The sequence below is a fragment of the Thiorhodococcus fuscus genome (assembly GCF_042682685.1).
Classification (GTDB): Bacteria; Pseudomonadota; Gammaproteobacteria; order Chromatiales; family Chromatiaceae; genus Imhoffiella; species Imhoffiella fuscus.
In genome coordinates, this window is sequence record NZ_JBHUHX010000052.1 from 24610 (window position 1) to 47398 (window position 22789).

Here is a 22789-nt window from a genome sequence, read left to right on the forward strand (position 1 = left end):
CATTGTGGAGTGAAGCCTTCAGGCACCGCGATGCTGGATGAAATGCTCCAACAGGGCCCGTGTCGAGGAATCGTGGTCGGCCGTCACCTTACCCGCTCGAATCTCGTCGAGGATGACGTTGGCCAACTTCTTCCCCAGTTCCACGCCCCACTGGTCGAACGAGTTGATGCCCCAGACGACCCCCTGGGTGAAGATGCGATGCTCGTAGAACGCGACCAGGGCGCCGAGCGTCTGGGGCATCAGGCTGTCCATGAGGATGCTGTTGGTCGGACGGTTTCCGGGGAAGGTTCGATGGGGTGCGAGAAAACGCGCCTTCTCTTCCGCCATACCGGAGCCCAACATCTCGGCCAGTGCCTCGTCATGGGTGCGCCCGCGCATCAGTGCCTCGGTCTGGGCAAAGAAGTTGGCCATGAACTTGGGATGATGGTCGCCCAGTTCGTTGTGGCTGTGGATGGCCCCGATGAAATCGGCCGGGATCATCTGGGTGCCCTGATGGATGAGCTGGTAGAAGGCGTGCTGACCGTCGGTGCCGGGCTCGCCCCAGACCACGGGTCCGGTGCTGTAGTCGACCGCAACGCCCTCTCGGGTCACGCCCTTGCCGTTGCTCTCCATGTCGCCCTGCTGCAGATAGGCCGGCAGAAAGCGCAGCGACTGGTCGTAGGGCAGCACGGCATGGGTGCGGGCGCCGGCGAAGTTGGCGTACCAGAGCCCAATCAGGCCCATGAGGGCCGGCATGTTCTCGCGCAGATCGGCTGAGCGGAAGTGCTCGTCCATGGCATAGGCGCCGTCGAGCAGTTCGAGAAAACGATCGAACCCGACAGCAAGGGCGATCGGCAGCCCGATCGCCGACCAAAGCGAATAGCGCCCTCCGACCCAGTCCCAGAAGCCGAACATGTTGGCGGTATCGATACCGAAGGCCGCGACCTTCTCGGCGCTGGTCGAGACCGCCACGAAGTGCCGGGCGACGGCCGCCTGGTCGCCGAGCGCGGTCAGCAGCCAATCGCGCGCGCTGGCGGCATTGGTCATGGTCTCCTGGGTCGTGAAGGTCTTGGAGGCGACGATGAAGAGCGTGGTTGCGGGATCCAGCGGACGGACGGTCTCGACCAGGTGGGTGCCATCGACGTTGGAGACGAAATGCACCCGCAGATTCTCGCTCTGATAGGGGGCGAGCGCGGCGCAGATCATCTTTGGCCCCAGGTTGGACCCGCCGATACCGATGTTGACGACGTCGGTGATGCGCTCGCCCGTGTAGCCTCTCCAGTCGCCCGAGCGCACGCGCCCGACGAAGGACTCCATACGCGCAAGCACCCGATTGACCTCGGGCATCACATCCTCGCCGTCGACCAGGATCGATCGGTTGGAGCGATTGCGCAGCGCGATATGCAGCACGGCGCGCCCCTCGGTGTTATTGATCGACTCGCCCTCGAACATACGTCGGATCCAGCCCTGGAGATCCACCGTCCCGGCGAGTTCGATCAGTCGGTCGAGCGTCTCCTGGGTGACGAGATTCTTCGAGTAATCGAGGCGCAACCCGGCGACCTCCATGGTCATGGCCTTGGCCCGCCCAGGATCGTCGGCGAAGAGGTCCGGCATACGCACCGTCTTCATCGTCTCCCAATGGCTTTGAAGCGCTTTCCACTGCGGAGTCTCGTTTACGAGCGACATTTGATGGGCCCTCCTGATCGATGAATCTGTTATTTGGATGAAACCGAACCCGGATGAGACCGGATCCGCGATCCGATGCCGATCGAACCACATGCGATTCGGGCGCATTGGACCACAGTCGTCTGCGTCAAGCGATGCCGGCGCGGCCATCGCGCCGTGCGGCGGCACACCAGGATCTCCGACGCTGAGCTTGCTCGACAAGCAGGTGCAACCCGACGACGCCGAAGCGGGCCGCCCAGTCAGACGCGCAGTTACCGCCAACCCGAGCAAGTGTGCTAACGTGATGTCTACCATGCATTTCCCACCGCACCCTTAACGCCCCTCCCGCTGGAACGCAGAGACCTCGATGGAGCAGTCACCCAACCAATTCCCCCATCCCGCCTGGAGTCGGGACCGTCAACGCATTCTGTTGGCCAGCAGTGAGGCACACCCCTTCATCAAGACCGGCGGACTCGGCGATGTCGCTGCCAGCCTGCCGATCGCCTTGCGCCAACTCGGACACGACGCACGACTCATCCTTCCGGGCTATCCACTGGCAACGCGCCAACTGCGCGAGCCCAAACCGTTGTGCGAGTTCAGGATCCCCAACTGCCGCACCAGCGTGCGACTGCTGGAGGGACGCCACCCGGATGCCGATCTTCCGGTGTATCTGGTCGATGCCCCCGAGTATTTCCATCGCGAGGGCAATCCCTACACCGACCTCAGCGGACGCGACTGGGGCGACAACGCGGAACGCTTCCTGCTGTTCTGCCGCGTCATCGCCCAGACCGCTCAGGGCCTGCCCGGGATCGGCTGGCGGCCCGACGTCCTGCACTGCAACGATTGGCAGACCGGACTGGCGCCGGCCCTGATGCAGGACCTGCCGGAACATCCGGCTCGGATCTTCACCATTCACAATCTGGCCTACCAAGGACTTTTCGACCGCGCCACCTTCGACCGGCTTGGGCTGCCCCCGGCGCTCTGGAGCCTGTCCGGGCTCGAGTTCCACCAGCGGCTGTCCTTCATCAAGGGCGGAATCGCCTTCTCGGACCGCGTCAACACGGTCAGCCCCACCTACGCCGAAGAGGTGCGCACGCCACGCTTCGGTTGCGGATTGGACGGTCTGCTGCGCCAGATCGGCAACCGCTTCAGCGGCATCCTCAACGGCATCGACTATGAGGTCTGGGACCCGGCGACCGACCCGCTGATCCTACAGAACTACGATCGGGAGCGCTTCGGGCTCAAGGCCGAGAACAAGCTCGACGCGCAGCGCGAGTTCGGCCTGCCGCGTAGCGAGGACGCCTTCGTGCTGGGCTATATCGGGAGACTGGTCGAACAGAAGGGCGTGGATCTCATCCAGGCGATCCTGCCGGAGCTTCTCGGCGATCCCCGGATCCAGATCATGATCGTCACCTCGGGCGAACGCCATGCCGAACAGGCATTGCTCGACATCGCGAGCCAATTCCCACGCCAGGTCGGCGTCTTCATCGGCTACGACGAGATCAGGGCGCACCGCATCGAGGCCGGCTGCGACAGCTTCCTGATGCCATCGCGCTTCGAGCCCTGCGGGCTGAACCAGATGTACAGCCTGCGCTACGGGACCCCACCCATCGTCCACCGCACCGGCGGACTGGCGGACACGGTCACGCAGACCACCCAGGAGACGCTGGCCGCCGGGACCGCGACAGGCTTCCTGTTCCACGAGCCGCAACCCCAGGCGCTACTCGGCGCGATTCGCCAAGCGGTCGCACTCTATCGCGACGACCCGGACGGCTGGCGGCGGCTGGCCACCAACGGCATGACCCAGGACCTAAGCTGGGAGGCCAGCGCGCAACGCTATCTCCAGCTCTACACGGACGCCATTCTCGAACGCCAGTCGCCAGTCGAGGCCGCCTCGGCCTGAACCCCATTTCGGCGCCTAACGCCAAAAGACATGGCCTAGCCCCGGTCCGTTGAAGGACCGGGGCTAGGCCATTGAGCAAGGCGCAATCGCCCCGTGGCGCCGATCAGGCGGCCTGAGCGGGAATGGCGTCGCCGGTGCGGATCACACGGTTCTGCTCGTTGAGGTAGACGAGACTCGGCTTGTGCGCGTCGGCCTCGGCCTCCGTCATGGTGGCGAAGGCGCAGATGATGACGCAGTCGCCCGGATCCGCCTGATGGGCCGCCGCGCCGTTCACCGAAATAACCCGCGAACCGGCATCGGCTCGAATGGCATAGGTCGTGAACCGCTTGCCGTTGGTCACGTTGTAGATCTGAATCTGCTCGTACTCGCGGATTCCGGCTAGATCCAGCAGATCCTCGTCGATAGCGCAGGAACCCTCGTAATCCAATTCCGAATGCGTCACGCGAGCGCGATGCAGCTTGCACTTCAGCAAGGTTAGTTGCATTGACTCAATCCTCTCAAAGGCCCCGATGGCCACGTCTTCAGGCATTCAGAAGGGAAAACGCGATGAAGACTCTAGTGTTTCAATTTCCGACAAGTTTACCGCAGCGTTTGCTGCAATGCAGCACTTACCCCTTCCCAATGGGCGGCACTGCCCCAGTCAATCGCCGACGCGCCGAATCCGCAGGTTGTCGATGAGTCGCGCCCGTCCCAAATAGGCGGCGGCGAGCACCACCAGGTCCTCGTCCCGCTCGGTCGCGGGCGCCAGATCGATGGCGGACCGGATGCTCACGTAGTCAGGCCCGAGACCCGCCTCGCGAATCATGTCGGCCGCAGCCGTCTCGACCTCGGCGATATCGGCGCCAGCAGCCAACCTCGACTCCACGGCCAGCAACGCCCGACGCAACCCAGGCGCCAGGGCACGCTCCTCAGCGGTCAGATACCCGTTGCGCGAACTCATGGCGAGACCGTCGGATTCGCGCGCGATCGGCACGCCGACGATCTCGATCGGCATATTCAGGTCGGCGACCATACGCCGAATCACGAGCAGCTGCTGAAAATCCTTCTCGCCGAACAGGGCGACGTCCGGCTGAACCATGTTGAACAGCTTGCTGACGACGGTCGTGACTCCGACGAAGTGTCCGGCACGAGTCGCACCGCAGAGAATCTCCGAAAGACCGGGCACCTCGACACGGGTCTGCGACTCCTGGCCATGCGGATACATGACCTGGACCCCAGGCGTGAACAGCAGATCGCAGCCGGCCTCGTCGAGTCGACGCCGATCCTCTTCGAGGGTGCGAGGATAGGCGCCCAGATCCTCGCTCGGACCGAACTGCAAGGGGTTGACGAAAATGCTCGCGACCACGCGATCGGCACGTCGGCGCGCCTCCTCGATCAAGGAGAGATGACCGGAATGCAGATTGCCCATGGTGGGCACCAGGGCCAAACGCTGGCCGGCCGAGCGCCAGGCGGCAACGCGCTGACGCAAGTCTTGCAGAAGCTCGACAGAGTCCATCGAAATCCGCTCTCAAGGGTTTCTATTCAAAAAGGGGTTTCGGCGGCGGCGGGGAATGAACCCTCGCGCACCGCCGCGACATAGGCGGCGACCGCTGCGCCGATCGAATCGCGCCCGGTCACGAAATCGCGACTGAAACTCGGTGGACGTCCCGAATTGAGCCCCAGCATGTCATAGACCACCAGCACCTGGCCGTCGCATTCGACGCCCGCGCCAATCCCGATCACCGGAATGCTCAGGGTGCGGGCGATCTCGCCAGCCAAGGCCGCCGGAACGCACTCCAGCACCAGCATGACGGCACCCGCATCCTGCAAGGCCAGCGCATCGTGCCGGATCGCCTCGGCCGAGGCGTGATCGCGCCCCTGAAAGCGATAGCCACCGAGACGATTCACGGACTGCGGCATCAGCCCAAGATGACCGCAGACGGGAACGCCCTGATCGGACAAGCGGCGCACGATCTCCATCACGGGCGCACCGCCCTCGATCTTGACCACCTGCGCCCCGCCTTCCTGCATCAGCCGAGCGGCGGCATCGAAGGCTCGATCTGGGGTCGCGCAGGCCAGGAATGGCAGATCGGCGACCAGCAGAGCCCGTTCGCAGCCCCGCGAAACGCAGGCGGTATGGTAGACCATCTGGTCGAGCGTCACCGGGACAGTCGTGCGATGGCCCTGCAGCACCATGCCCAGCGAGTCCCCCACCAGCATGAGGTCGACACCTGCGCTATCGAGCAGGCGCGCGAAACTGGCGTCATAGCAGGTCAGAGAAACGATCCGCTCGCCTCGCGACTTCATCGCCGCGAGGGTCGAGACGGAAATGGGAACGGCAGACATCGATGCCTCCGAGTGAGAGTTAAAGGGTTGGATGCGGGTCGCTCTGCGGATATGCCGTTGAAGCACCCGAACGGCAAGCCACCCACCCCAGAAACACGGCCATTGCTCGCGCAAGGGCCGCGACAGAAGCCCTGGAAGATAAAATTAAGGATGAAGACGATAACGGCAGGACCGAAACGGCGCTACCTCATCGGCCCGAGTCGCACCTGGCGAAGGCTGAACCCAAAGATCCAGCCCTCGCCCGCCCGGTGGATAGCGAATCGACTCAGCTCGGCACCTCGCTGGCGGTGTCCGCCGGCTTGCGCCGACGACGACGCGAGCGCGGTCTGCGCCGCTTGCCACCGGATTCGGTCATGCTGGCCCGCTCCTGGCTGCTGGCATCCTGAAAACGGGTCCACCAGGCGGCCAACTCGGGATCAGCCTCACCGGCCTCGGCACGCAAGACCAGGAAATCGTAGGCCGCGCGAAAGCGCGGATGGGTGATGAGACGGTAAGGCCGCTTACCCTCGCGCTGAGCCAACCGATGCTGCAACGCCCAAATTTCGCGCATGGGCAAGGAGAAACGCTTGGGAATCGCGACCAGAGACTGCTGTTCGGAGCAGACCGCGCTGGAGGCCGAATGAATGGCATCAGCCTCGGCGACGCCCTCCTCCACCAGCCGTTCGTAGGCCAGGCGCACCGGCTCCCAGAGGATGATCGCAAACAGGAAGGCCGGCGTGGTCGGCTTGCCCTCCTGCAGACGCAGATCGGTATTGGCCAGCCCACGACTGACGAAGGTCAAGGGGAAATCCTGATGCTGCCGAGTCAAGCAGGCCTCGGTCGCCGGGAACAGGTGTCCGAAGAGCCCGTAGTGACGCAGCTTCTCGAAGACCGCCAGACCGTAGCCCGAATGGAAGAGCTTGATGAGTTCGTCGAACAAGCGCGCGGCGGGGATATCGTGCAGCAGATGGCCCAAGGCAAACAGCGGCGCCTCGGTCGCGGACTCGATGGTGAAGCCCAGCTTGCAGGCGAAGCGCACCGCGCGCAGCATCCGCACCGGATCTTCCCGGTAACGCCGATCCGGGTCGCCAATGAAACGCAAGCGACCGGCTCGCAGATCGTCCAATCCGCCAGCGTAGTCGATCAGCGAAAAATCGGCGATATCATAGTAGAGCGCATTGATGGTGAAATCCCGTCGCAGCGCATCTTCCTCGATGGAGCCATAGCTGTTGTCGCGCACGATCATGCCGTTTTCCAAACGGCGGTCCGTGTCATCGCCATCCTCCCCACTACCTCGGAAGGTCGCGACCTCGATGATATCCCTGCCGAAATGGACATGCGCCAAGCGGAACCGCCGGCCGATCAGGCGGCAGTTGCGAAACACCTGCCGAACCTGTTCCGGGGTCGCGTCGGTCGCGATATCGAAGTCCTTCGGCTCATGTCCGAGCAGGAGGTCGCGCACGCCGCCTCCCACGAGATGGGCCTGAAAATTCTCCTGCCGCAGCCGATACAGCACCTTGAGTGCATGCTCGCTGATATTGGCACGGGAGATATTGTGCTCCGGGCGCGGCACGATCCGAGGGAGCGCCGTGCGCGTCATATCTGATTCTGGGTCGGATTCCTGCATGACCGTAACTAGAAGCGGATTCCTTGTGGCGCCATGACGATAACCAGAAGCTCGGGGTGACGTAGCAACCATCGATCTACCCGGATACCGCCGTTGAAAAGGCGATATTAACAGCACGCTTGTCGTGCGGGAGAATTTGCGTATAATACGCCTTTCTTAAGCGCATTACTGCTCTCTTCGTCTAGTGGTTAGGACGCTGGCCTCTCACGCCGGTAACAGGGGTTCGAATCCCCTAGGGAGTACCAATTACAAAAAAGGGCTTCGCCAGTGGCGAAGCCCTTTTTCTTTGGGCACGAAAAAACACGCTCCCGACGCGCAAGACCCTCTCGCCCCAGCCATAGATTTCACGCCGCCCAAACGCAATCGGCGCCGGCCGCCCTAAGGCAACCGACGCCGATACGGATCTCACTCGACCACTGGCCTCGACCAGATGCTACCCCCAACACCTCACGGTGCTTCGATACATCGATCAGCCAGCGCCGAAGTCAAATCACTGCCAGCCCAGACCGACCGAGAAAACGACAGCGTGGACAGCGATAGCCAGAATCAGCACTGCGAAGAAGATAGGCATCAACCAAGTCGCAGGATTCACGACGAGCCAGATCTTCCAATCGTCAGCAGGATTGCTAGGTTTGCTCATGATATTGGCCTCGTGTTAACTCGAATTAGAACCAGGGCTTGGCGGCGATGACGAACAGGTGCGCCAGGGCAGCCAGACCGACGAAAGCGGTGTAGGTGACCTTGAACTGCTCGTGGAATTCTTTTGCTTGCTGATCGGTCAAACCGGAAAGACTCATTTGCTCGGTCTCCATGCGGGGTTTGCTGGTAACGCCACCTTTAGGGGCGGCAGGGATTCTCTTGTCAGCCACTTAAAGCTGGCCTCCGTACGGGTAACACTGACGCCGCCTTATCACGCTCAATCAGAATGGATGGCGCCGTGACTTTGACCGCTGAAACAATGCCCTACCCGATCTAGAAAACCGCTGAACCGGGAGGACTGCCGTGCGATCTTGAGTGTCATCTTAGCTTTACAGTGGAGATTGTCAACACGAATTTACACGCGAAGTTCGCGTGACAGAAGCTAGATCAAGACACACCGCGCCACCGACCCAAAAGCCATTCGCGTCAAACCATGTGAATTCTATGGAATTCCAATCAGTTTATGCATCTGCACGCTCAATCGCCAGCGCGGATGCGACTTGCAATACACCAAAGCCCCCTCGGTATTTTCAAATGCGTCCTCTCCATCCATCGGCTGCAGAAAGAACTGCTCGAACGCCAATCCCTCGAAACACTCGGGCAAGGCACCGGGCTGGGGATAGACGAGCTTGAGCTCGTTTCCAGACCGCACTCGCAACTCCGCACCCGCCTTGGGACTGACGCAGACCCAATCGATCCCCCGGGGGACGGGGAGCGTCCCATTGGTCTCGACCGCGATCAGACAGCCGCGCGCATGCAGCGCCTGGATGAGTGCCGAATCGAGCTGCAGCAGCGGCTCGCCACCGGTACAGACCACATAGGGCGCCACCGAGTCATCGGGCCAGAGCGCGCGAATACGCTCGGCGAGCAAGTCCGCATCCTCGAAACGTCCGCCACCCTCACCGTCGGTTCCGCGAAAATCGGTATCGCAAAAACGACAGATCGCACCAGCGCGATCCGCCTCGCGACCACTCCAGAGATTGCACCCCGCGAAACGGCAGAAGACGGCCGGACGCCCGGCCTGGGCGCCCTCTCCCTGAAGGGTGTAGAAGATCTCCTTGACGCTGTAGCTCATGACGGCAGGGCCGGACCCAGCTCGCCCCAACAGAGCGAAGCACCGCACCCCGGAGTCTCGTGCAGATCGATCCGATCCATCTGGGGCAGCACGCCGGCAACCGTCTCGCGGATCCAGAGCGCCACACTGCCAGAATCGGCTGCGGACAGATGCAGCAGCCCATCGAGCCGATGATGATCGAGCTGACGATAGACGGGATTGAAGAGCCGCTTGACGTCGCCGTAATCCACCGTCCAACCGAGCACAGTGTCCAGCGGCGCCGTCAGATGCAGCCGCAACAGATAGCTGTGACCGTGGAGCCGGCGGCGCGAATCCCCCTCAGGCGCCCGCGACAGACGGAGCGCAGCCTCGAAGCGCTGCTCCTTCCAGATCCGATAATGGGCGCCGTCGTAATGACAGCCGGCGGTCGCGGTCTCGTAAACCGTCACCCAGGACAGCGCCGGCAGCCGAGATGCCAGCCGCTCCCAGATCCAGCGCGAGAGCATCTCGCTGGTCGGATTCTCCAGACCCGGAATTTCATTGAGACAGGCATGATGCAGCTCGGCCTGCAGCGGCGCCCAGAGCGCCGCGAGCCGGTCGAAATCGACACCCATATCCGCATCGGCCAGACTCTGATCGGCATGCAGGATGACCTCGAACCCGTGTCCGTGCATCCGACCGCACTGATGCCCCTCGGGCACGTTCGGCAGCCGATGCGCGGCCTCGAAACGGAAGCGACGCCAGACATGCACGCGCCCCTCGCCCTCCAGATCCGCCCCCTGATCGCACGTACTCTGAACGCCAATCGAGGCAACCCCAGGCACATCCAACCCCGCGCGCAGCCAGCGCGCCAGGTTCTCGTCGGTCGGCACCGGCAGCAGTTCGTTGAGATCGCGATAATCGAGCACCTCGACCGCACGCGCGAGCGCGTCTGAAAGCGCACCGGCCTCGGCGCCCTGAAAACCGCCCCAGCCGCCCGGCAACCGCGCGCGCACCTTGGCGAGAAAACTGTGGCCATGTAGCCGCCGGGCACGATGCCCCTCGGGAAGAATGGCGACACGTCGGGCCGCCTCGAACGGCGCGGCGGCAACATGGAAAAGCTGTTCGGTCATGCCTTTTTCTCGAAACGGACGAGGAGCGGATCGCGCAGACCGGCCTCCGCGAAACCCTTCGCCCGCAATAAACAGGAATCGCAGGCGCCACAAGGCCGGCCATCCTCGCCCGGATCGTAGCAACTGCTGGTCAGCCCATAGTCGACCCCCAAACGCACACCGCGCCGGACGATGTCGGCCTTGGACAGCTCGATCAGGGGCGCATGCACATGAAAGCGCTGACGCCCCTCGACGCCCGAGGCGGTTGCCAGATTGGCCAGACGCTCGAAGGCATCGATGAACTCCGGACGACAGTCCGGGTAGCCCGAATAGTCGAGCGCGTTGACCCCGACGAAGATATCGCTCGCACCCAACACCTCGGCCCAGGCAAGCGCAAACGACAGAAAGACCGTATTGCGGGCCGGCACATAGGTCACCGGAATCCCATCCGACATCGCATCCGCTTCGCGCCCCTTCGGAACCTCGAGATCGTCGGTGAGCGCAGATCCGCCGAACCGTCGCAAATCGATGTCGGCGATCACATGCTCGGCAACCCCCATCGACTCGGCGACGCGCGCGGCGGAATCCAGCTCCACCGCATGTCTCTGACCATAACGAAAGGAGAGCGCATAGGGGACATAGCCCTCTGACTTGGCGATCGCCAACGCTGTCGTCGAGTCGAGCCCGCCACTCAATAGAATCACTGCGCGCTTCATCGCATTACCTCAATCGCTGCTCTGGAGAGATGGACGGCTTGGCGTCGAACCTCGCCTTGGGCGACACTCGCCACATCACTTAATCAAAGACCCGATTCCAAAACAGATGCAAAAGAACCGAATCACGCTCTGGGACCTTCCGACCCGCATCACCCACTGGGCGCTCTTCGTCCTGGTCGCGCTCGCCTTCGTAACCGGGCTGACAGGCGGCAACCTGGTCACCTGGCATGGCTGGATGGGACTCGCCATCCTCGGACTGGTCGTCTTCCGACTCGTCTGGGGCGTACTGGGATCCACCTACGCCCGCTTCAGCACCTTCGTGCGCGGCCCGAGCGCCATTCTCGACTATCTCAGGGGCCGCTGGCATGGACTCGGCCACAACCCGCTGGGAGCGCTGTCGGTGCTGACCCTGCTGGCACTGCTGTCGTTCCAATGCCTGACCGGACTCTTCGCCACCGACGACATCGCCTTCGAGGGACCGTTGCGGAATCTGGTCGACACCGACACCAGCGCCTGGCTGAGCAGCCTGCACCGCCAGGCGATCTGGCCGATTGGCGGCCTGGTCTGCCTGCACGTTTGCGCCATCCTCTTCTACACCTTCGTGCATCGGGACAATCTCGTCATCCCCATGCTCAGCGGCAAGAAAGAGATCTCGGACCCTGACGCCCGTTCGGCCACCGGCGGCGGTCCGATCGCCTTCGTCCTTGCCGTCGCGATTGCAGCCGCAGCGGTCTGGGTCGCCGATGGCGGACTCATTCCGCCCCCGCCCCCCGCACCGCCCAGCGCGGTCCCAAGCTGGTAACGCCAGCGGTCCGACCGGAAGCAGACGGCTGAACGCCGAAAGGCCGCCCCACAGGGGCGGCCTTTCGACACGAACCGACGAACGCGCCGAATCAGTCGGCGCGGTACTTCTTGTGGCACGCCTTACAAGCGGCACCCAGATCGCCGAACGCCGACTTCACTGCGGCCTTGTCACCGCCAGCGGCGACCGAGGCGAGATTGTCAGCGGCCGCCACGAAATCGTGGGCCAACCGACCGACATCTTCCATGTTCTCGAAGAGCTCCGGTTTCACCTCCGTCTTGACGTCCCCGATATTCTTATCGGTGCCTGGCCCGTAGAGCGCACCCATACCTGAATTGGCGATGGCGGCGATGGTATTCGCGGCAGCCGACACCTGCTCCGCATTGTACTCGCCCTGGAGATTCGCCTTGATCTTACCCATGTTCCAGCCCATGAAGCTGTAACCAGCCTGACGAATCTGGATCTGCTCCTCAGGCTTGAGGTCAGAGGCGAAAGCAGCACTGGCGAAGACGACGGCGGCAAGACCGACGGCTGAGCTGGTTAGCATTCGTTTCATCGACAATCTCCATTGAATTTTCGGAATTTCACTCAGGTCTAGATATCTCGACCCATTCGAGATATCGACAGCGACCCATTCCCCACAAGAACCCCGCAGCACACGATCACGAGCGGTTCTCAGCCGGCTCCAACACCGGCAACGGCATGCGCAGGGCCGCACATATGGCCCGCAAGAGCTCCATCTCGTCCGGCGCCACACGACCATCCTCCACCACGACCGCAGCCATGGCCCCCAAGAGGCACTGCTTGTCCTCCAATCGAAGCTGATCGAGTCGCGCCAGCGCGGCATCCAGCCGCACGGACCATTCCCGTTCGAGCCAGTCAGACTCGAACCAGTCTTCTTTGATGCGTTCGACCGCCTGGAGTTTCGCACCCAATCGTTTCAATCCAACAATCAGTGCCCGACGGGCATCTTCCGGCCTGCCGTTGCCATGGCGCGCCAGCACCGTCAGAAGCACAACGACCTCGCGAGTCGCGCCCACCAGACGCCCGGATCCGGCAACACCCGCAGACGCGGGAGACAGCAGATCCCGGATCTGTCTCGCCAACAGCTTCGCCAGAACATACTCGAACAGCGCGACCTGGCCATCGGCCAGAATCAGCCGATCGACCAGGCCCAGCAAGCGCTCAAGCTCCGCCGCCGGACGCCGACGCAATGCTGGGAAGGTCAAATCCAGCAGCGGGATGCGCAGCTCGGACGCCAGATCGGGCACCTCCTTCAGCAGCACGCCCACCTGGTGCTCCGCCTCCTGTCCCAGAGTCTCCGCAACCATCAGCAACCGTTGCTCGCGCACCTCGGGATCCGCGCCCATCAGCAGATAGCAGAGCACGCTGGCCGCCCACTCGGTCGAATGGGCGGCACGCTCCAACGTCTTGGGGATGGCCGCAGCGATTAAGCTAGCCGCCAGGATCTGACCCGCGCCCGGTCGGCCGATACCCTGGACCAGCGACTCGGGACTCACCGCCGCACCCCGAGCAGCGAGCGGCGCGACCGCCTCGGCAACCCCAGCCGGCTCGACCGACCCGCCGGGAACACCAACCGGCCCTGGGCGCCGCATCGAGCGCGCGATCTCGACCAATTCGGCCGGATCGAACCCAGGCTCGATGGCACGGATACGCGCTTCGATCGGCGGATGGGTCGCCAGCATCCGGCTGGACAGCCCCTGAGCGAACAGCATGTGCGCGACCTCTTCGGCATTGGCCCGGAGGGTCGAGCCCATGCCGGCCGCGCCGATCTTCTTCAGCGCGCCGGCGATACCTTCCGGGTGACGGGTGAACTGGACCGCCGAGGCGTCCGCCAGAAATTCGCGCTGACGCGAGACCGAGGCCTTGATCAGGCGTCCGAAGAAGAGCCCCACATAGCCGACCGCCACCAGCGCCAAGCCGAGCGAGAGGATCCCCCGCCCATCGCGCCGCGCCGAAAGGCGTCCGCTGTTGAGCAGAAAACGCCCCAGGAGCGCCAGCACCAGGATGCCGAACAGCACGCCCATCAGACGGATGTTCAGCCGCATGTCGCCATTGAGGATATGGCCGAACTCGTGTGCGACAACGCCCTGCAGCTCGGCACGGTTCAGCGTTTCGAGCGTCCCCTGAGTCACGGCGATCGCCGCATCAGAGGGACTGTAGCCCGCCGCGAAGGCATTGATCCCAGGCTCCTGATCGAGCACATAGACCTCGGGCACGGGCACGCCTGCAGCGATCGCCATCTCCTCGACCACATTGCGCAGCCGTCGGCGCAACGGGTCCGTGGTATCGGGCGGAACCAGCGTCCCGCCGAGACCGCGCGCCACCGCTCCGCCGCCTCCACGCAGGGTCAGGATACGGATCTGGCTCGCCAACGCGATCCCGCCGCCGGTCGCCAAGGAGACCCAGAAGAGCAGCGGGAGGTTCGGCCGCACATAGCGATCGAACAGCCCGGGCACCCCGAGGTCGACGTAGTCCATGTAACGCCCCGGCTGGGCCAGCTCGTGATAGGACCCGAAGAAGACCAGCACCACCAGATCGACCAGGATCACGATACTGACTAAGGCCAGGACGAAGAGCCCGATCAGACCGAGGGTCCGGCGACGGGCACGCGCCTGATGCTCGAAGAAGTTCATCGGCATCGATTACTGGAAGGAGATCTCGACCGCCTTGCGCTTCGCCGGCTCCTCGATCTCCAGAAGCTGGGCCGGCTGGAAATTGAAGTTGTTGGCGATCAGGTTGCCGGGGAACATCTCGCGCAGATTGTTATAGGCCATGACCGCATCGTTGAATGCCTGACGGGCGAAGGCCACACGGTTCTCGGTGCTGACCAACTCCTCGGAGAGCTGCATCATGTTCTGATTCGCCTTGAGGTCAGGATAGGCCTCGGACAGCGCGAACAGACGCCCCAGCGCACCCGACAATCCCTGCTCCGACTGGGACAGACGACGCATCGCCTCGGCATCGCTCGGATCCGCAGCCGCCTGCTTCAGATTCCCCACCGCCTGATTGCGCGCCTGGATCACCGCCTCCAGCGTCTCGCGCTCATGCTTCATATAACGCTCGGCCACCTTCACCAGATTCGGGATCAGGTCGTAACGCCGCGTCAGCTGGACATCGATCTGAGCGAAGGCGTTCTTATAGGCATTGCGACCGCCTACCAGGCGGTTGTAGATGACGATGGCGATCATCGCCAACAGCAGAATGACTCCAAGCAGGATCCAGATCATGTCGCTCTCCCCCGATTGCCGTGGGTCCGGCATTGACGATCGAAAGCGAGCGAGTCTAAACCGCCAACCTGCACAGGGGTAGCCAGCAAGCCCGCCCCGCCGCCCGCATGAAGCCATCGCGAAACCCGGTTCGCGGCCGAACGACCACCCGAATCGGTTTTCCGGCATAGACAGCAAGCCAAGACCCGTTTATGATTCCCCGCTCGCTGTCGGATGCATCTGCATCTCGCAGCACCCGGAGAGGTGCCGGAGTGGCCGAACGGGCCTGACTCGAAATCAGGTGTACGCGCGAGCGTACCGTGGGTTCGAATCCCACCCTCTCCGCCAATTTAATGGCTTGTTTGATGCCCCGTGCGTCGATCGAGCCGAGATCCCAGGCAAACCGGGATCTCAGCCGCCCTGAAAGGCGGCAGACCAGACAGATGCGGGGTGGAGCAGTCAGGCAGCTCGTCGGGCTCATAACCCGAAGGTCGTAGGTTCAAATCCTGCCCCCGCTACCACATAGAAAAAGAAACCGGCCTCGCGCCGGTTTTCTTTTGCCCGTCGATCGGGCACCCCCTCCCAGACAAGCCGAGACATCGGCCTTTCGAGCGCTCTCGCCGCCGGAACCAATCGAGAACATCGACTCACTGTTCCTCTGCGGCACCATAGAGATGTTGCCCGACGATTCGCCTCCAAAGCCTCTTCGTGCAACACAACACGCAAGCCGACACAGTGGGCAAGGCGACATTTCAAGGGAAAAGGCTAATCTCTACCGTGACGGTAGGGCTAACGACCGATCCGTCGATCCTGCATAACTCTAATACCAATGACCAGAGGAGAGCGGAAACGATGAGCCAGACAGTCGAGCAGATCCGAGCGGCAAACGAACGTTACTCAGCCGATTTTGGCGACAAGGGCAAACTTCCGATGCCGCCCGGTCGGCATTTCGCAATCCTGACCTGCATGGATGCACGCCTGGATCCCGCCAAGTACGCAGGACTTGCGGAAGGGGATGCCCACGTGATTCGCAACGCGGGCGGACGCGCCAGCGACGATGCCATCCGCTCGCTGGTGATCTCGCACAAATTGCTGGGTACGCAGGAGTGGTTCGTCATCCACCACACGGACTGCGGGATGGAGACCTTCACCAACGACGTCATGGCCGACCTCTTGAGCAGCAGCCTGGAAACCGCCAGCGTCGACGCCAGCGGATGGCACGATACGGGCCGAGGACCCGGATCGCCCGAGGGGCGCTACATCAACTGGCTGACGATTTCGGACAATGCCGCCAGTGTGGTCGAGGACGTCAAACGCATCAAAGCGCACCCACTGGTCTCCAGCACCATTCCGGTCTACGGCTACATATACAACTGCCAGACCGGGCGATTGGAGGAAATCCCCGAGGCAACCGCCGCAGGCAAGGCCGGATAGATCACACCGCCCACAGCATCACGCGAACAGCCCGGCCGTAGCCGGGCTGTTCTCATTCGCACAGGGAGGACACAACCTCCCGATCGAGAATCAGAGCAGGCTCAATATTTGACCGAGCAGCCATAGGGTCGCGTGACCGGGTTCGTCACCGGCTTGCCGGCCGCCAGGTCGGACAGGGCCGCGCGGACGTAGTTGTACGCACCCTCGATGTCCGCCGGATCGCTCGTCGGCCGGTCGTCGATGCCCCCCATATAGACCAGCGTCCCGGAACCGTCGATGACGAACATGTGCGGCGTCGTCCGGGCACCGTAGGCGCGCCCGATGGTGCCCTCGGGATCCAGCAGCACGGCCGTCGGGGCGGCATCGCGCTCCTTGGTCAGCGCGTCGGCCTCGGCGGGGCTGACGTTCCCCTGCTTGCCGGGCGCCGAGGAGATCACCGACAGCCAAACCACGCCACTGCCGGTCGCCTCGCGCTGCAGTGCCTGCATGTTGCCGCTGCCGTAATGCTTGCGCACGTAGGGACAGTCGTGATTGGTCCATTCCAGCACCAAGGTCTTGCCGGCCAGATCGGAGAGGCTCCAGGTGCGACCGGCCGTATCGGTTCCAGTGAAGTCCGGTGCCGGCGCACCGATCTCGGGCTTGGCCAGTACGGTGCCGGCGACGAGCAGACCGATCAGAATCAGCGCGGCGGTCCGCGCACCTTGCGGTAAGGTCAGACGAGACATGGCGACTCTCCTCAATGGGTCGATGGAATGGATCAATGGTTGCGGGCCGGCTCCCCCGAGGAGCCGGCGACACGTTCCCGGACGATGCCCGGGGTCAGGATCTGCGGCAACACCTCCGGTTCTCGACCGGGTGCGTAATAGACATACAAGGGCACGCCGCTCCGGCCGAAGCCCGCGAGATACGCGGTGATCGCCGGATCCCGGTTGGTCCAGTCCCCTTTCAGATAGACCAGGCGCTGCTCGGCGAAGAGTTCAGCCGTCGCGGCGGTCGACAGCGCCACCCGCTCGTTGACCAGACAGGTGATGCACCAGGCTGCGGTCATGTTGACGAACACTGGACGGCCCTCGGCGCGGATCTCGGCCAGACGCTCGGCCGAATAGGGCTCGGCGACCAATGACGTCCGTTCGTCATCCGGGGTTCCAGCAGACCCTGCGGAGGACGCTGGGAGACCAGCGGTCGAGATCCCGAGCCACAAGGCCGTGACGAGCCCGATGAGCGCGATAACCGCACCGGCGCGACGCACCCTCGACGCGCCGAACAGCGTGCGCTCGCGTACCCAGAGTCCGAACGCGAGCAGCAACATGCCGGTCAAACCCAGAGCGAGCCCATCCGCCCCGGTCTGCACGGCGAGCACCCAGAGCAGCCAGGCCGAGGCGGCCAACATGGGAAAGGCGAGTCCCTGCTTCAGGGTCTCCATCCAGGGTCCAGGGCGAGGCAATCGACGCGCGAGCGCCGGGATCAGCGTCAGCGCCAGGAAGGGCAAAGCGAGTCCCAGGCCGAGCGTCAGGATCACCAGCATGGCCTCCGCCCAATCGAGCGTCAGCGCATAACCGAGCGCAGCCCCCATGAGCGGCGCCGTGCAGGGAGCCGCGACCAGAGCGGCGAGCGCTCCCGTCCCGAAGGCCCCCAGTAGACCGCTCCCGGTCTGGCCCCCACCCAGCGCCATCAGACGCCCACCGAGCGTCACGACACCGGCCATCGAAAGCCCGATGACCAGAAACAGATCGGCCATCAGGGCAACGAAGGGCGGAGACTGGAGCTGAAACCCCCAGCCGACGGCCGCCCCGCCGGCGCGCAATGCCAGCAACGCCGCACTCAGCAACCCGAAGAACAGCAGCACCCCGCCCGTATAGGCGAGACCGTGCAGCGCACGCCGCCCTGCCCCATCGCCCTGTCCAGCCGTGAGACTGAGCGCCTTGATCGCCAGCACCGGAAAGACGCAGGGCATCAGGTTCAGGATGAGACCGCCGAGCAGGGCGAAGGCCAGTGCGATCGGCAGGCTCAGCGCATCGGGTTCGATCTCGCCCGCCGAGACCGGCGGAACGCCTCGCTCGGCGGTCAACGAAAAGGCACGCGACCCGCCATCGGGGTCGTCGATCACCAGCACCCCTTCCGGTTCAGCCGTTGCGGCCATGGCGCCGGGAACCAGATCCATCTCCAGCCGATCCCCGCCGACCCGCCAGGGCTGGGCGGCGGCATGTTCGATCAGACCCCAACTCCCGGCATAGAACCAGACCGATGCCGAATCGGAGATCCGTAGCGCCGGATTCGTCCCGAGCGGAACCGACAACCGCAGACCGCCACCACGCTCGTCGAGCATCGCACCCTGAATGTCGCCCTCGGGCAGTGCGGATCGGGCACCGGCGAAGAGATCCGACCAGGCCGGGTCGACCGGTCCCTGCGTTGCGGCGGTCTCCAGCGTCAGACTCAGAACGCCGTGTTCGGGAATGCAATGCTCGGCACAGACGAGCCAATGCGCCTCGGCACGGAGGGGGATCGGCGTCCCGGCCGGCCAGTCGGCCGGCACCGAGAGCGCGACCAGATGCACGGCCCGTCCCGAGTAGCCGTAGTTGGCGAGCGGGCCGACCCGGATCAGCTCGGGATGGGGCCAGCGAATCGGGCTCGCCGTCACGCCATCCGGGAGGGTCCAGTCGATGCGCGGCGCCTCGCCCGAATCACCGGGATTGCGCCAATAGGTATGCCATCCCGGCTGGATGTCGAGCACCAGCGCCAGCTCGATGCCCACACCAGGCGTGGTCTGATTCCGCTCCGCGATCAAGCGCGCCGTCACATGCTCCGTCGTCACCGCACTCGCTGTAGCGAACGGCGACAACGACAGCAGAACCAGAAACACCCACGCCCGGAGGTCCATGGACCGCACCTTGGAGCCATTCATGATGATCGGATAGTGAAGCATCGCCATGCGGCGTTTATTGAGCCATCGCCGGAAACTTCAAACCGAACCGCACCCTGGTCGATTGGTCGCCCGTCCCCAGATCGGAGCGCAGATCCAGCTCGGCGCCCTCCGCTCAGGACGCATTCGGACCGATCAGCGCGCCTTTACATCGAGATGCCGCACAGAATCCTCGACAGACTCCAAGACAGCGAGGCGCTCGAAGCAAGACCAATAACGATCGAAACAGCAAAACCGATAGCCTCAGACGATCTATCGGATATATCTAAACGATTAGCCGCCTTGATCGTCCATGCCTATTCTCTAGCCGTACTCGACGACACTACGATTAGGAGATTGGAGATGAGTCACGACACGACGAAGACCGCCGGCAAGTGCCCCGTGATGCACGGCGGAAATACAGCCGCAGGCGCATCGGTCATGGACTGGTGGCCGAATGCGCTGAACCTCGACATTCTGCATCAGCACGACACCAAGACCGATCCGATGGGACAGGACTTCGACTATCGCGAAGCGGTCAAGACGCTCGACGTCGAGGCGCTCAAGCAGGATCTACGCGCGCTGATGACGGACAGCCAGGACTGGTGGCCCGCCGACTGGGGTCACTATGGCGGCCTGATGATCCGTATGGCCTGGCACGCCGCAGGCAGCTACCGGATCGCCGATGGGCGTGGCGGCGCCGGCACGGGCAATCAGCGCTTCGCCCCGCTCAACAGCTGGCCGGACAACGTCAATCTGGACAAGGCGCGCCGCCTGCTGTGGCCGATCAAGAAAAAATACGGCAACAAAATCAGCTGGGCCGACCTGATCGTTCTCGCCGGCACCATGGCCTATGAATCGATGGGGCTCAAGACCTTCGGATTCGCCTTCGGACGCGAGGACATCTGGCACCCGGAGAAGGACACCTACTGGGGCTCGGAGAAGGAGTGGCTGGCACCCAGCGACAACCCCGACAGCCGTTACTCCGGCGACCGAGAGTTGGAGAATCCCTTGGCCGCCGTGATGATGGGACTCATCTACGTCAATCCCGAAGGGGTCGATGGCAATCCCGACCCGCTGCGGACCGCGAAGGACGTGCGCGAGACTTTCGCGCGCATGGCGATGAACGACGAGGAGACCGTCGCCCTGACGGCCGGCGGCCATACGGTGGGCAAATGCCACGGCAATGGCGATGCGGGCCTGCTGGGACCGGCCCCCGAGGCGGCCGATGTGGGCGATCAGGGGCTGGGCTGGATCAACGCGACTGCCAGAGGCATCGGCCGCGACGCCGTCACCAGCGGTCTCGAAGGCGCCTGGACCACCCATCCGACCCAGTGGGACAACGGCTATTTCGCCATGCTGCTGGAGCATGAGTGGGAATCGAGGAAGAGCCCGGCCGGCGCCTGGCAGTGGGAGCCCGTCGATATCGAGGAGGAGGACAAGCCGGTCGATGTCGAGGATCCCTCGATTCGCTACAACCCGATCATGACCGATGCCGACATGGCCATGAAACTGGACCCGGCGTATCGGAAGATCTCCGAGCGGTTCTACCAGGATCCAGCCTATTTCTCCGAGGTCTTCGCACGCGCCTGGTTCAAACTGACGCATCGCGACATGGGGCCGAAGGCGCGCTACATCGGCCCCGACGTTCCTCGGGAAGATCTGATCTGGCAGGATCCGGTGCCCGCCGGCCGCACGGATTACGACGTCGAGGCACTGAAGGCCAAGATCGCCGCCAGCGGCTTGAGCATCGGCGAGCTCGTCGCGACCGCCTGGGACAGCGCCCGCTCCTTCCGTGGCTCGGACATGCGCGGCGGCGCCAATGGGGCGCGTATCCGCCTCGCCCCGCAGAAGGACTGGGCGGGCAACGAGCCCGAACGTCTCGCCAAAGTCTTAGGCGTCCTGGAGGACATCGCGGCCGAGTCGGGCGCCAGCGTCGCCGATGTCATCGTCCTCGCCGGCAACGTCGGGATAGAGCAGGCGGCCAAGGCGGCGGGTTTCGAGATCAGCGTGCCCTTCGCTACCGGTCGCGGCGATGCCACGGCAGAGATGACGGATGCCGAGTCCTTCGAGCCGCTGGAGCCCATCCATGACGGCTACCGCAACTGGCTCAAGGAGGACTACGCGGTCAGCGCCGAGGAGCTGATGCTCGACCGCACCCAGCTCATGGGCCTGACCGCCCCCGAGATGACGGTACTCGTCGGCGGCCTGCGCGTCCTGGGCACCAATCAGGGCGGCACCAAGCACGGTGTCTTCACCGAGCGTGAAGGTGTGCTGACGAACGACTTCTTCGTCAACTTGACCGATATGGCCTATAGCTGGAACCCGGCGGGCGAAAACCTGTACGAGATCCGCGACCGCAAGACGGATCGGGTCAAATGGACGGCGACCCGGGTCGATCTCGTCTTCGGCTCCAACGCGATCCTGCGCGCCTATGCCGAGGTCTATGCCCAGGACGACAACCGAGAGAAGTTCGTTCGCGACTTCGTCGCCGCCTGGACCAAGGTCATGAACGCCGACCGCTTCGATCTGGACTGAGTCTCGGTGCGCGGCGATTCGGGCCAGGGACCCGGCCCGACCAACACCCATCCGCACCCGACCGCCCCGAACTGTGAGGCGGTCGGCAATCGAAACCAGGGACGACGCTATACTCGGGAGTCAAGAATACGGCACGCCAGCCGATAAGACAGATACCCTCCACTGATATCTCATAGGAGAATCGCATCATGGATATCTCTTCATTCAGCGGCTCGACAACGGCGATCGCCCAACTGAGCACCACCATGAGCAACGGGAAACTCGCCGATGACGTCGGCGTCGCCGTGCTCAAGAAATCCATGGATATTCAGGAACAGGCCGCGATGCAGCTGGTCGAATCCATCCCGGACGTCAGCGCGGGCCTGGCGGATGGCGTTGGCGGCAACATCAACGTAACGGCCTGATCGCACCGCTCGCTCGCAATGCATCGGCTCGCCGACAGCGGCGCGCTATCACCTGCGTAACGTGCGGCCAATGGCCGCCTTCACGCGCGAAGACACCCGAAGCCCCATCAGTCGGTCAGGTTCCGAGCGGCGCGCCCGTCACTCGACGCTCTTGACCTCGGTCCGCCCCACCACGCCAGGCATGGGCTTGGTCGTCGCGGTCATACCCGGACGATCGTGCCATGCCTTGGTCGTGATGGAGAAGGATCCCCCGCCTTGCGGGACCGGGGTGCCGATATCGGTGCAATCCCGCTCGGTGTAGATGATGCGCCCGTCCGGCTGAAGACATTTCCGCGCGAAATTCCCCGGCCACTGTTCCGCCCAGGCGGAACCCGTCACCAGGATCGCAAGCGCTGCGATGGTGGCAATCCTCATGCATCTGCCCTCGATGCTGTTCGATAGGTG

At 63.7% G+C, this 22789-nt stretch carries 21 protein-coding genes and 3 tRNA genes; 8 read left to right on the top strand and 16 right to left on the bottom strand.

What is annotated here, in order from left to right; all coding sequences use genetic code 11:
* Positions 1–18: 18 nt before the first annotated feature.
* The gene (gene pgi / locus ACFSJC_RS17000; RefSeq protein ID WP_386028395.1) at positions 19–1665 is read right to left on the bottom strand and encodes a glucose-6-phosphate isomerase; all 1647 of its coding nucleotides are present in this window, start codon (positions 1663–1665) and stop codon (positions 19–21) included.
* A gap of 346 nt (positions 1666–2011) precedes the next feature.
* On the opposite strand from pgi, the gene glgA reads away from it, so the two are divergent.
* On the top strand, positions 2012–3547 hold the full coding sequence (glgA, locus tag ACFSJC_RS17005) for a glycogen synthase GlgA (RefSeq protein WP_386028396.1): 1536 nt from the start codon (positions 2012–2014) through the stop codon (positions 3545–3547).
* A gap of 103 nt (positions 3548–3650) precedes the next feature.
* Here glgA and panD read toward each other — a convergent pair whose 3' ends face one another.
* The 4 genes from panD to pcnB form a co-directional block, all read right to left on the bottom strand.
* The gene (gene panD, locus ACFSJC_RS17010) at positions 3651–4031 is read right to left on the bottom strand and encodes an aspartate 1-decarboxylase (protein ID WP_386028397.1); all 381 of its coding nucleotides are present in this window, start codon (positions 4029–4031) and stop codon (positions 3651–3653) included.
* A 156-nt stretch (positions 4032–4187) separates the two neighbouring features.
* Positions 4188–5042 (bottom strand): pantoate--beta-alanine ligase, encoded by an 855-nt coding sequence (panC, locus tag ACFSJC_RS17015; RefSeq protein ID WP_386028398.1) that lies wholly within the window; start codon positions 5040–5042, stop codon positions 4188–4190.
* A 26-nt stretch (positions 5043–5068) separates the two neighbouring features.
* Positions 5069–5872, bottom strand: a complete 804-nt coding sequence (gene panB / locus ACFSJC_RS17020; protein ID WP_386028399.1) for a 3-methyl-2-oxobutanoate hydroxymethyltransferase — start codon at positions 5870–5872, stop codon at positions 5069–5071.
* A 265-nt stretch (positions 5873–6137) separates the two neighbouring features.
* Positions 6138–7478 (bottom strand): polynucleotide adenylyltransferase PcnB, encoded by a 1341-nt coding sequence (pcnB, locus tag ACFSJC_RS17025; protein ID WP_386028400.1) that lies wholly within the window; start codon positions 7476–7478, stop codon positions 6138–6140.
* A 170-nt stretch (positions 7479–7648) separates the two neighbouring features.
* Here pcnB and ACFSJC_RS17030 point away from each other — a divergent pair.
* Positions 7649–7723, top strand: a tRNA-Glu gene (locus tag ACFSJC_RS17030).
* A 245-nt stretch (positions 7724–7968) separates the two neighbouring features.
* Here the strand turns inward: ACFSJC_RS17030 and pufA are convergent.
* The 5 genes from pufA to queC all read right to left on the bottom strand — a co-directional run bounded on the left by pufA (position 7969) and on the right by queC (position 11038).
* Positions 7969–8118: a light-harvesting antenna LH1, alpha subunit gene (gene pufA, locus ACFSJC_RS17035; RefSeq protein WP_386028401.1), complete on the bottom strand. Its 150-nt coding sequence runs from the start codon at positions 8116–8118 to the stop codon at positions 7969–7971.
* A 25-nt stretch (positions 8119–8143) separates the two neighbouring features.
* Entirely contained in the window at positions 8144–8290 is a 147-nt protein-coding gene (gene pufB / locus ACFSJC_RS17040) for a light-harvesting antenna LH1, beta subunit (protein WP_386028577.1), read from the bottom strand.
* A gap of 329 nt (positions 8291–8619) precedes the next feature.
* The gene (gene queE / locus ACFSJC_RS17045; protein WP_386028402.1) at positions 8620–9252 is read right to left on the bottom strand and encodes a 7-carboxy-7-deazaguanine synthase; all 633 of its coding nucleotides are present in this window, start codon (positions 9250–9252) and stop codon (positions 8620–8622) included.
* Positions 9249–10343: a 6-carboxytetrahydropterin synthase gene (locus ACFSJC_RS17050; RefSeq protein ID WP_386028403.1), complete on the bottom strand. Its 1095-nt coding sequence runs from the start codon at positions 10341–10343 to the stop codon at positions 9249–9251. Before ACFSJC_RS17050 ends, queE begins: the two co-directional genes overlap by 4 nt.
* A complete protein-coding gene (gene queC, locus ACFSJC_RS17055) occupies positions 10340–11038 on the bottom strand; it encodes a 7-cyano-7-deazaguanine synthase QueC (protein ID WP_386028404.1) in 699 nt (232 codons plus the stop codon). Before queC ends, ACFSJC_RS17050 begins: the two co-directional genes overlap by 4 nt.
* A gap of 106 nt (positions 11039–11144) precedes the next feature.
* On the opposite strand from queC, the gene ACFSJC_RS17060 reads away from it, so the two are divergent.
* The gene (locus ACFSJC_RS17060; RefSeq protein ID WP_386028405.1) at positions 11145–11840 is read left to right on the top strand and encodes a cytochrome b/b6 domain-containing protein; all 696 of its coding nucleotides are present in this window, start codon (positions 11145–11147) and stop codon (positions 11838–11840) included.
* A 91-nt stretch (positions 11841–11931) separates the two neighbouring features.
* Here the strand turns inward: ACFSJC_RS17060 and ACFSJC_RS17065 are convergent, their stop codons facing one another.
* From ACFSJC_RS17065 to ACFSJC_RS17075, 3 genes are all read right to left on the bottom strand, one after another.
* The gene (locus ACFSJC_RS17065; RefSeq protein ID WP_386028406.1) at positions 11932–12396 is read right to left on the bottom strand and encodes a c-type cytochrome; all 465 of its coding nucleotides are present in this window, start codon (positions 12394–12396) and stop codon (positions 11932–11934) included.
* A 106-nt stretch (positions 12397–12502) separates the two neighbouring features.
* A complete protein-coding gene (locus tag ACFSJC_RS17070; protein WP_386028578.1) occupies positions 12503–14497 on the bottom strand; it encodes a M48 family metalloprotease in 1995 nt (664 codons plus the stop codon).
* A gap of 9 nt (positions 14498–14506) precedes the next feature.
* Positions 14507–15091: a LemA family protein gene (locus tag ACFSJC_RS17075; protein ID WP_386028407.1), complete on the bottom strand. Its 585-nt coding sequence runs from the start codon at positions 15089–15091 to the stop codon at positions 14507–14509.
* Positions 15092–15328: 237 nt separating this feature from the next.
* Here ACFSJC_RS17075 and ACFSJC_RS17080 point away from each other — a divergent pair.
* The 3 genes from ACFSJC_RS17080 to ACFSJC_RS17090 all read left to right on the top strand — a co-directional run bounded on the left by ACFSJC_RS17080 (position 15329) and on the right by ACFSJC_RS17090 (position 16504).
* A tRNA-Ser gene (locus tag ACFSJC_RS17080) sits at positions 15329–15418 on the top strand.
* A gap of 96 nt (positions 15419–15514) precedes the next feature.
* Positions 15515–15591 (top strand) — tRNA-Met (locus tag ACFSJC_RS17085).
* A 331-nt stretch (positions 15592–15922) separates the two neighbouring features.
* Positions 15923–16504 (top strand): beta-class carbonic anhydrase, encoded by a 582-nt coding sequence (locus tag ACFSJC_RS17090; RefSeq protein ID WP_386028408.1) that lies wholly within the window; start codon positions 15923–15925, stop codon positions 16502–16504.
* 101 nt (positions 16505–16605) lie between these two features.
* Here the strand turns inward: ACFSJC_RS17090 and ACFSJC_RS17095 are convergent, their stop codons facing one another.
* Entirely contained in the window at positions 16606–17229 is a 624-nt protein-coding gene (locus ACFSJC_RS17095; RefSeq protein WP_386028409.1) for a thioredoxin family protein, read from the bottom strand.
* 32 nt (positions 17230–17261) lie between these two features.
* Positions 17262–19433 (bottom strand): protein-disulfide reductase DsbD family protein, encoded by a 2172-nt coding sequence (locus ACFSJC_RS17100; RefSeq protein ID WP_386028410.1) that lies wholly within the window; start codon positions 19431–19433, stop codon positions 17262–17264.
* Positions 19434–19766: 333 nt separating this feature from the next.
* Here ACFSJC_RS17100 and katG point away from each other — a divergent pair, with 333 nt between their 5' ends.
* Positions 19767–21941 carry a catalase/peroxidase HPI gene (gene katG, locus ACFSJC_RS17105; protein ID WP_386028411.1) on the top strand — a complete coding sequence of 725 codons (2175 nt, stop codon included), beginning with the start codon at positions 19767–19769 and terminating at the stop codon, positions 21939–21941.
* Between the two features lie 188 nt (positions 21942–22129).
* Positions 22130–22345, top strand: coding sequence for a YjfB family protein (locus ACFSJC_RS17110; RefSeq protein ID WP_386028412.1), 216 nt, complete (start codon positions 22130–22132; stop codon positions 22343–22345).
* A gap of 138 nt (positions 22346–22483) precedes the next feature.
* On the opposite strand, the gene ACFSJC_RS17115 is transcribed toward ACFSJC_RS17110, so the two are convergent.
* Positions 22484–22759: a hypothetical protein gene (locus ACFSJC_RS17115; protein WP_386028413.1), complete on the bottom strand. Its 276-nt coding sequence runs from the start codon at positions 22757–22759 to the stop codon at positions 22484–22486.
* Positions 22760–22789 lie beyond the last annotated feature (30 nt).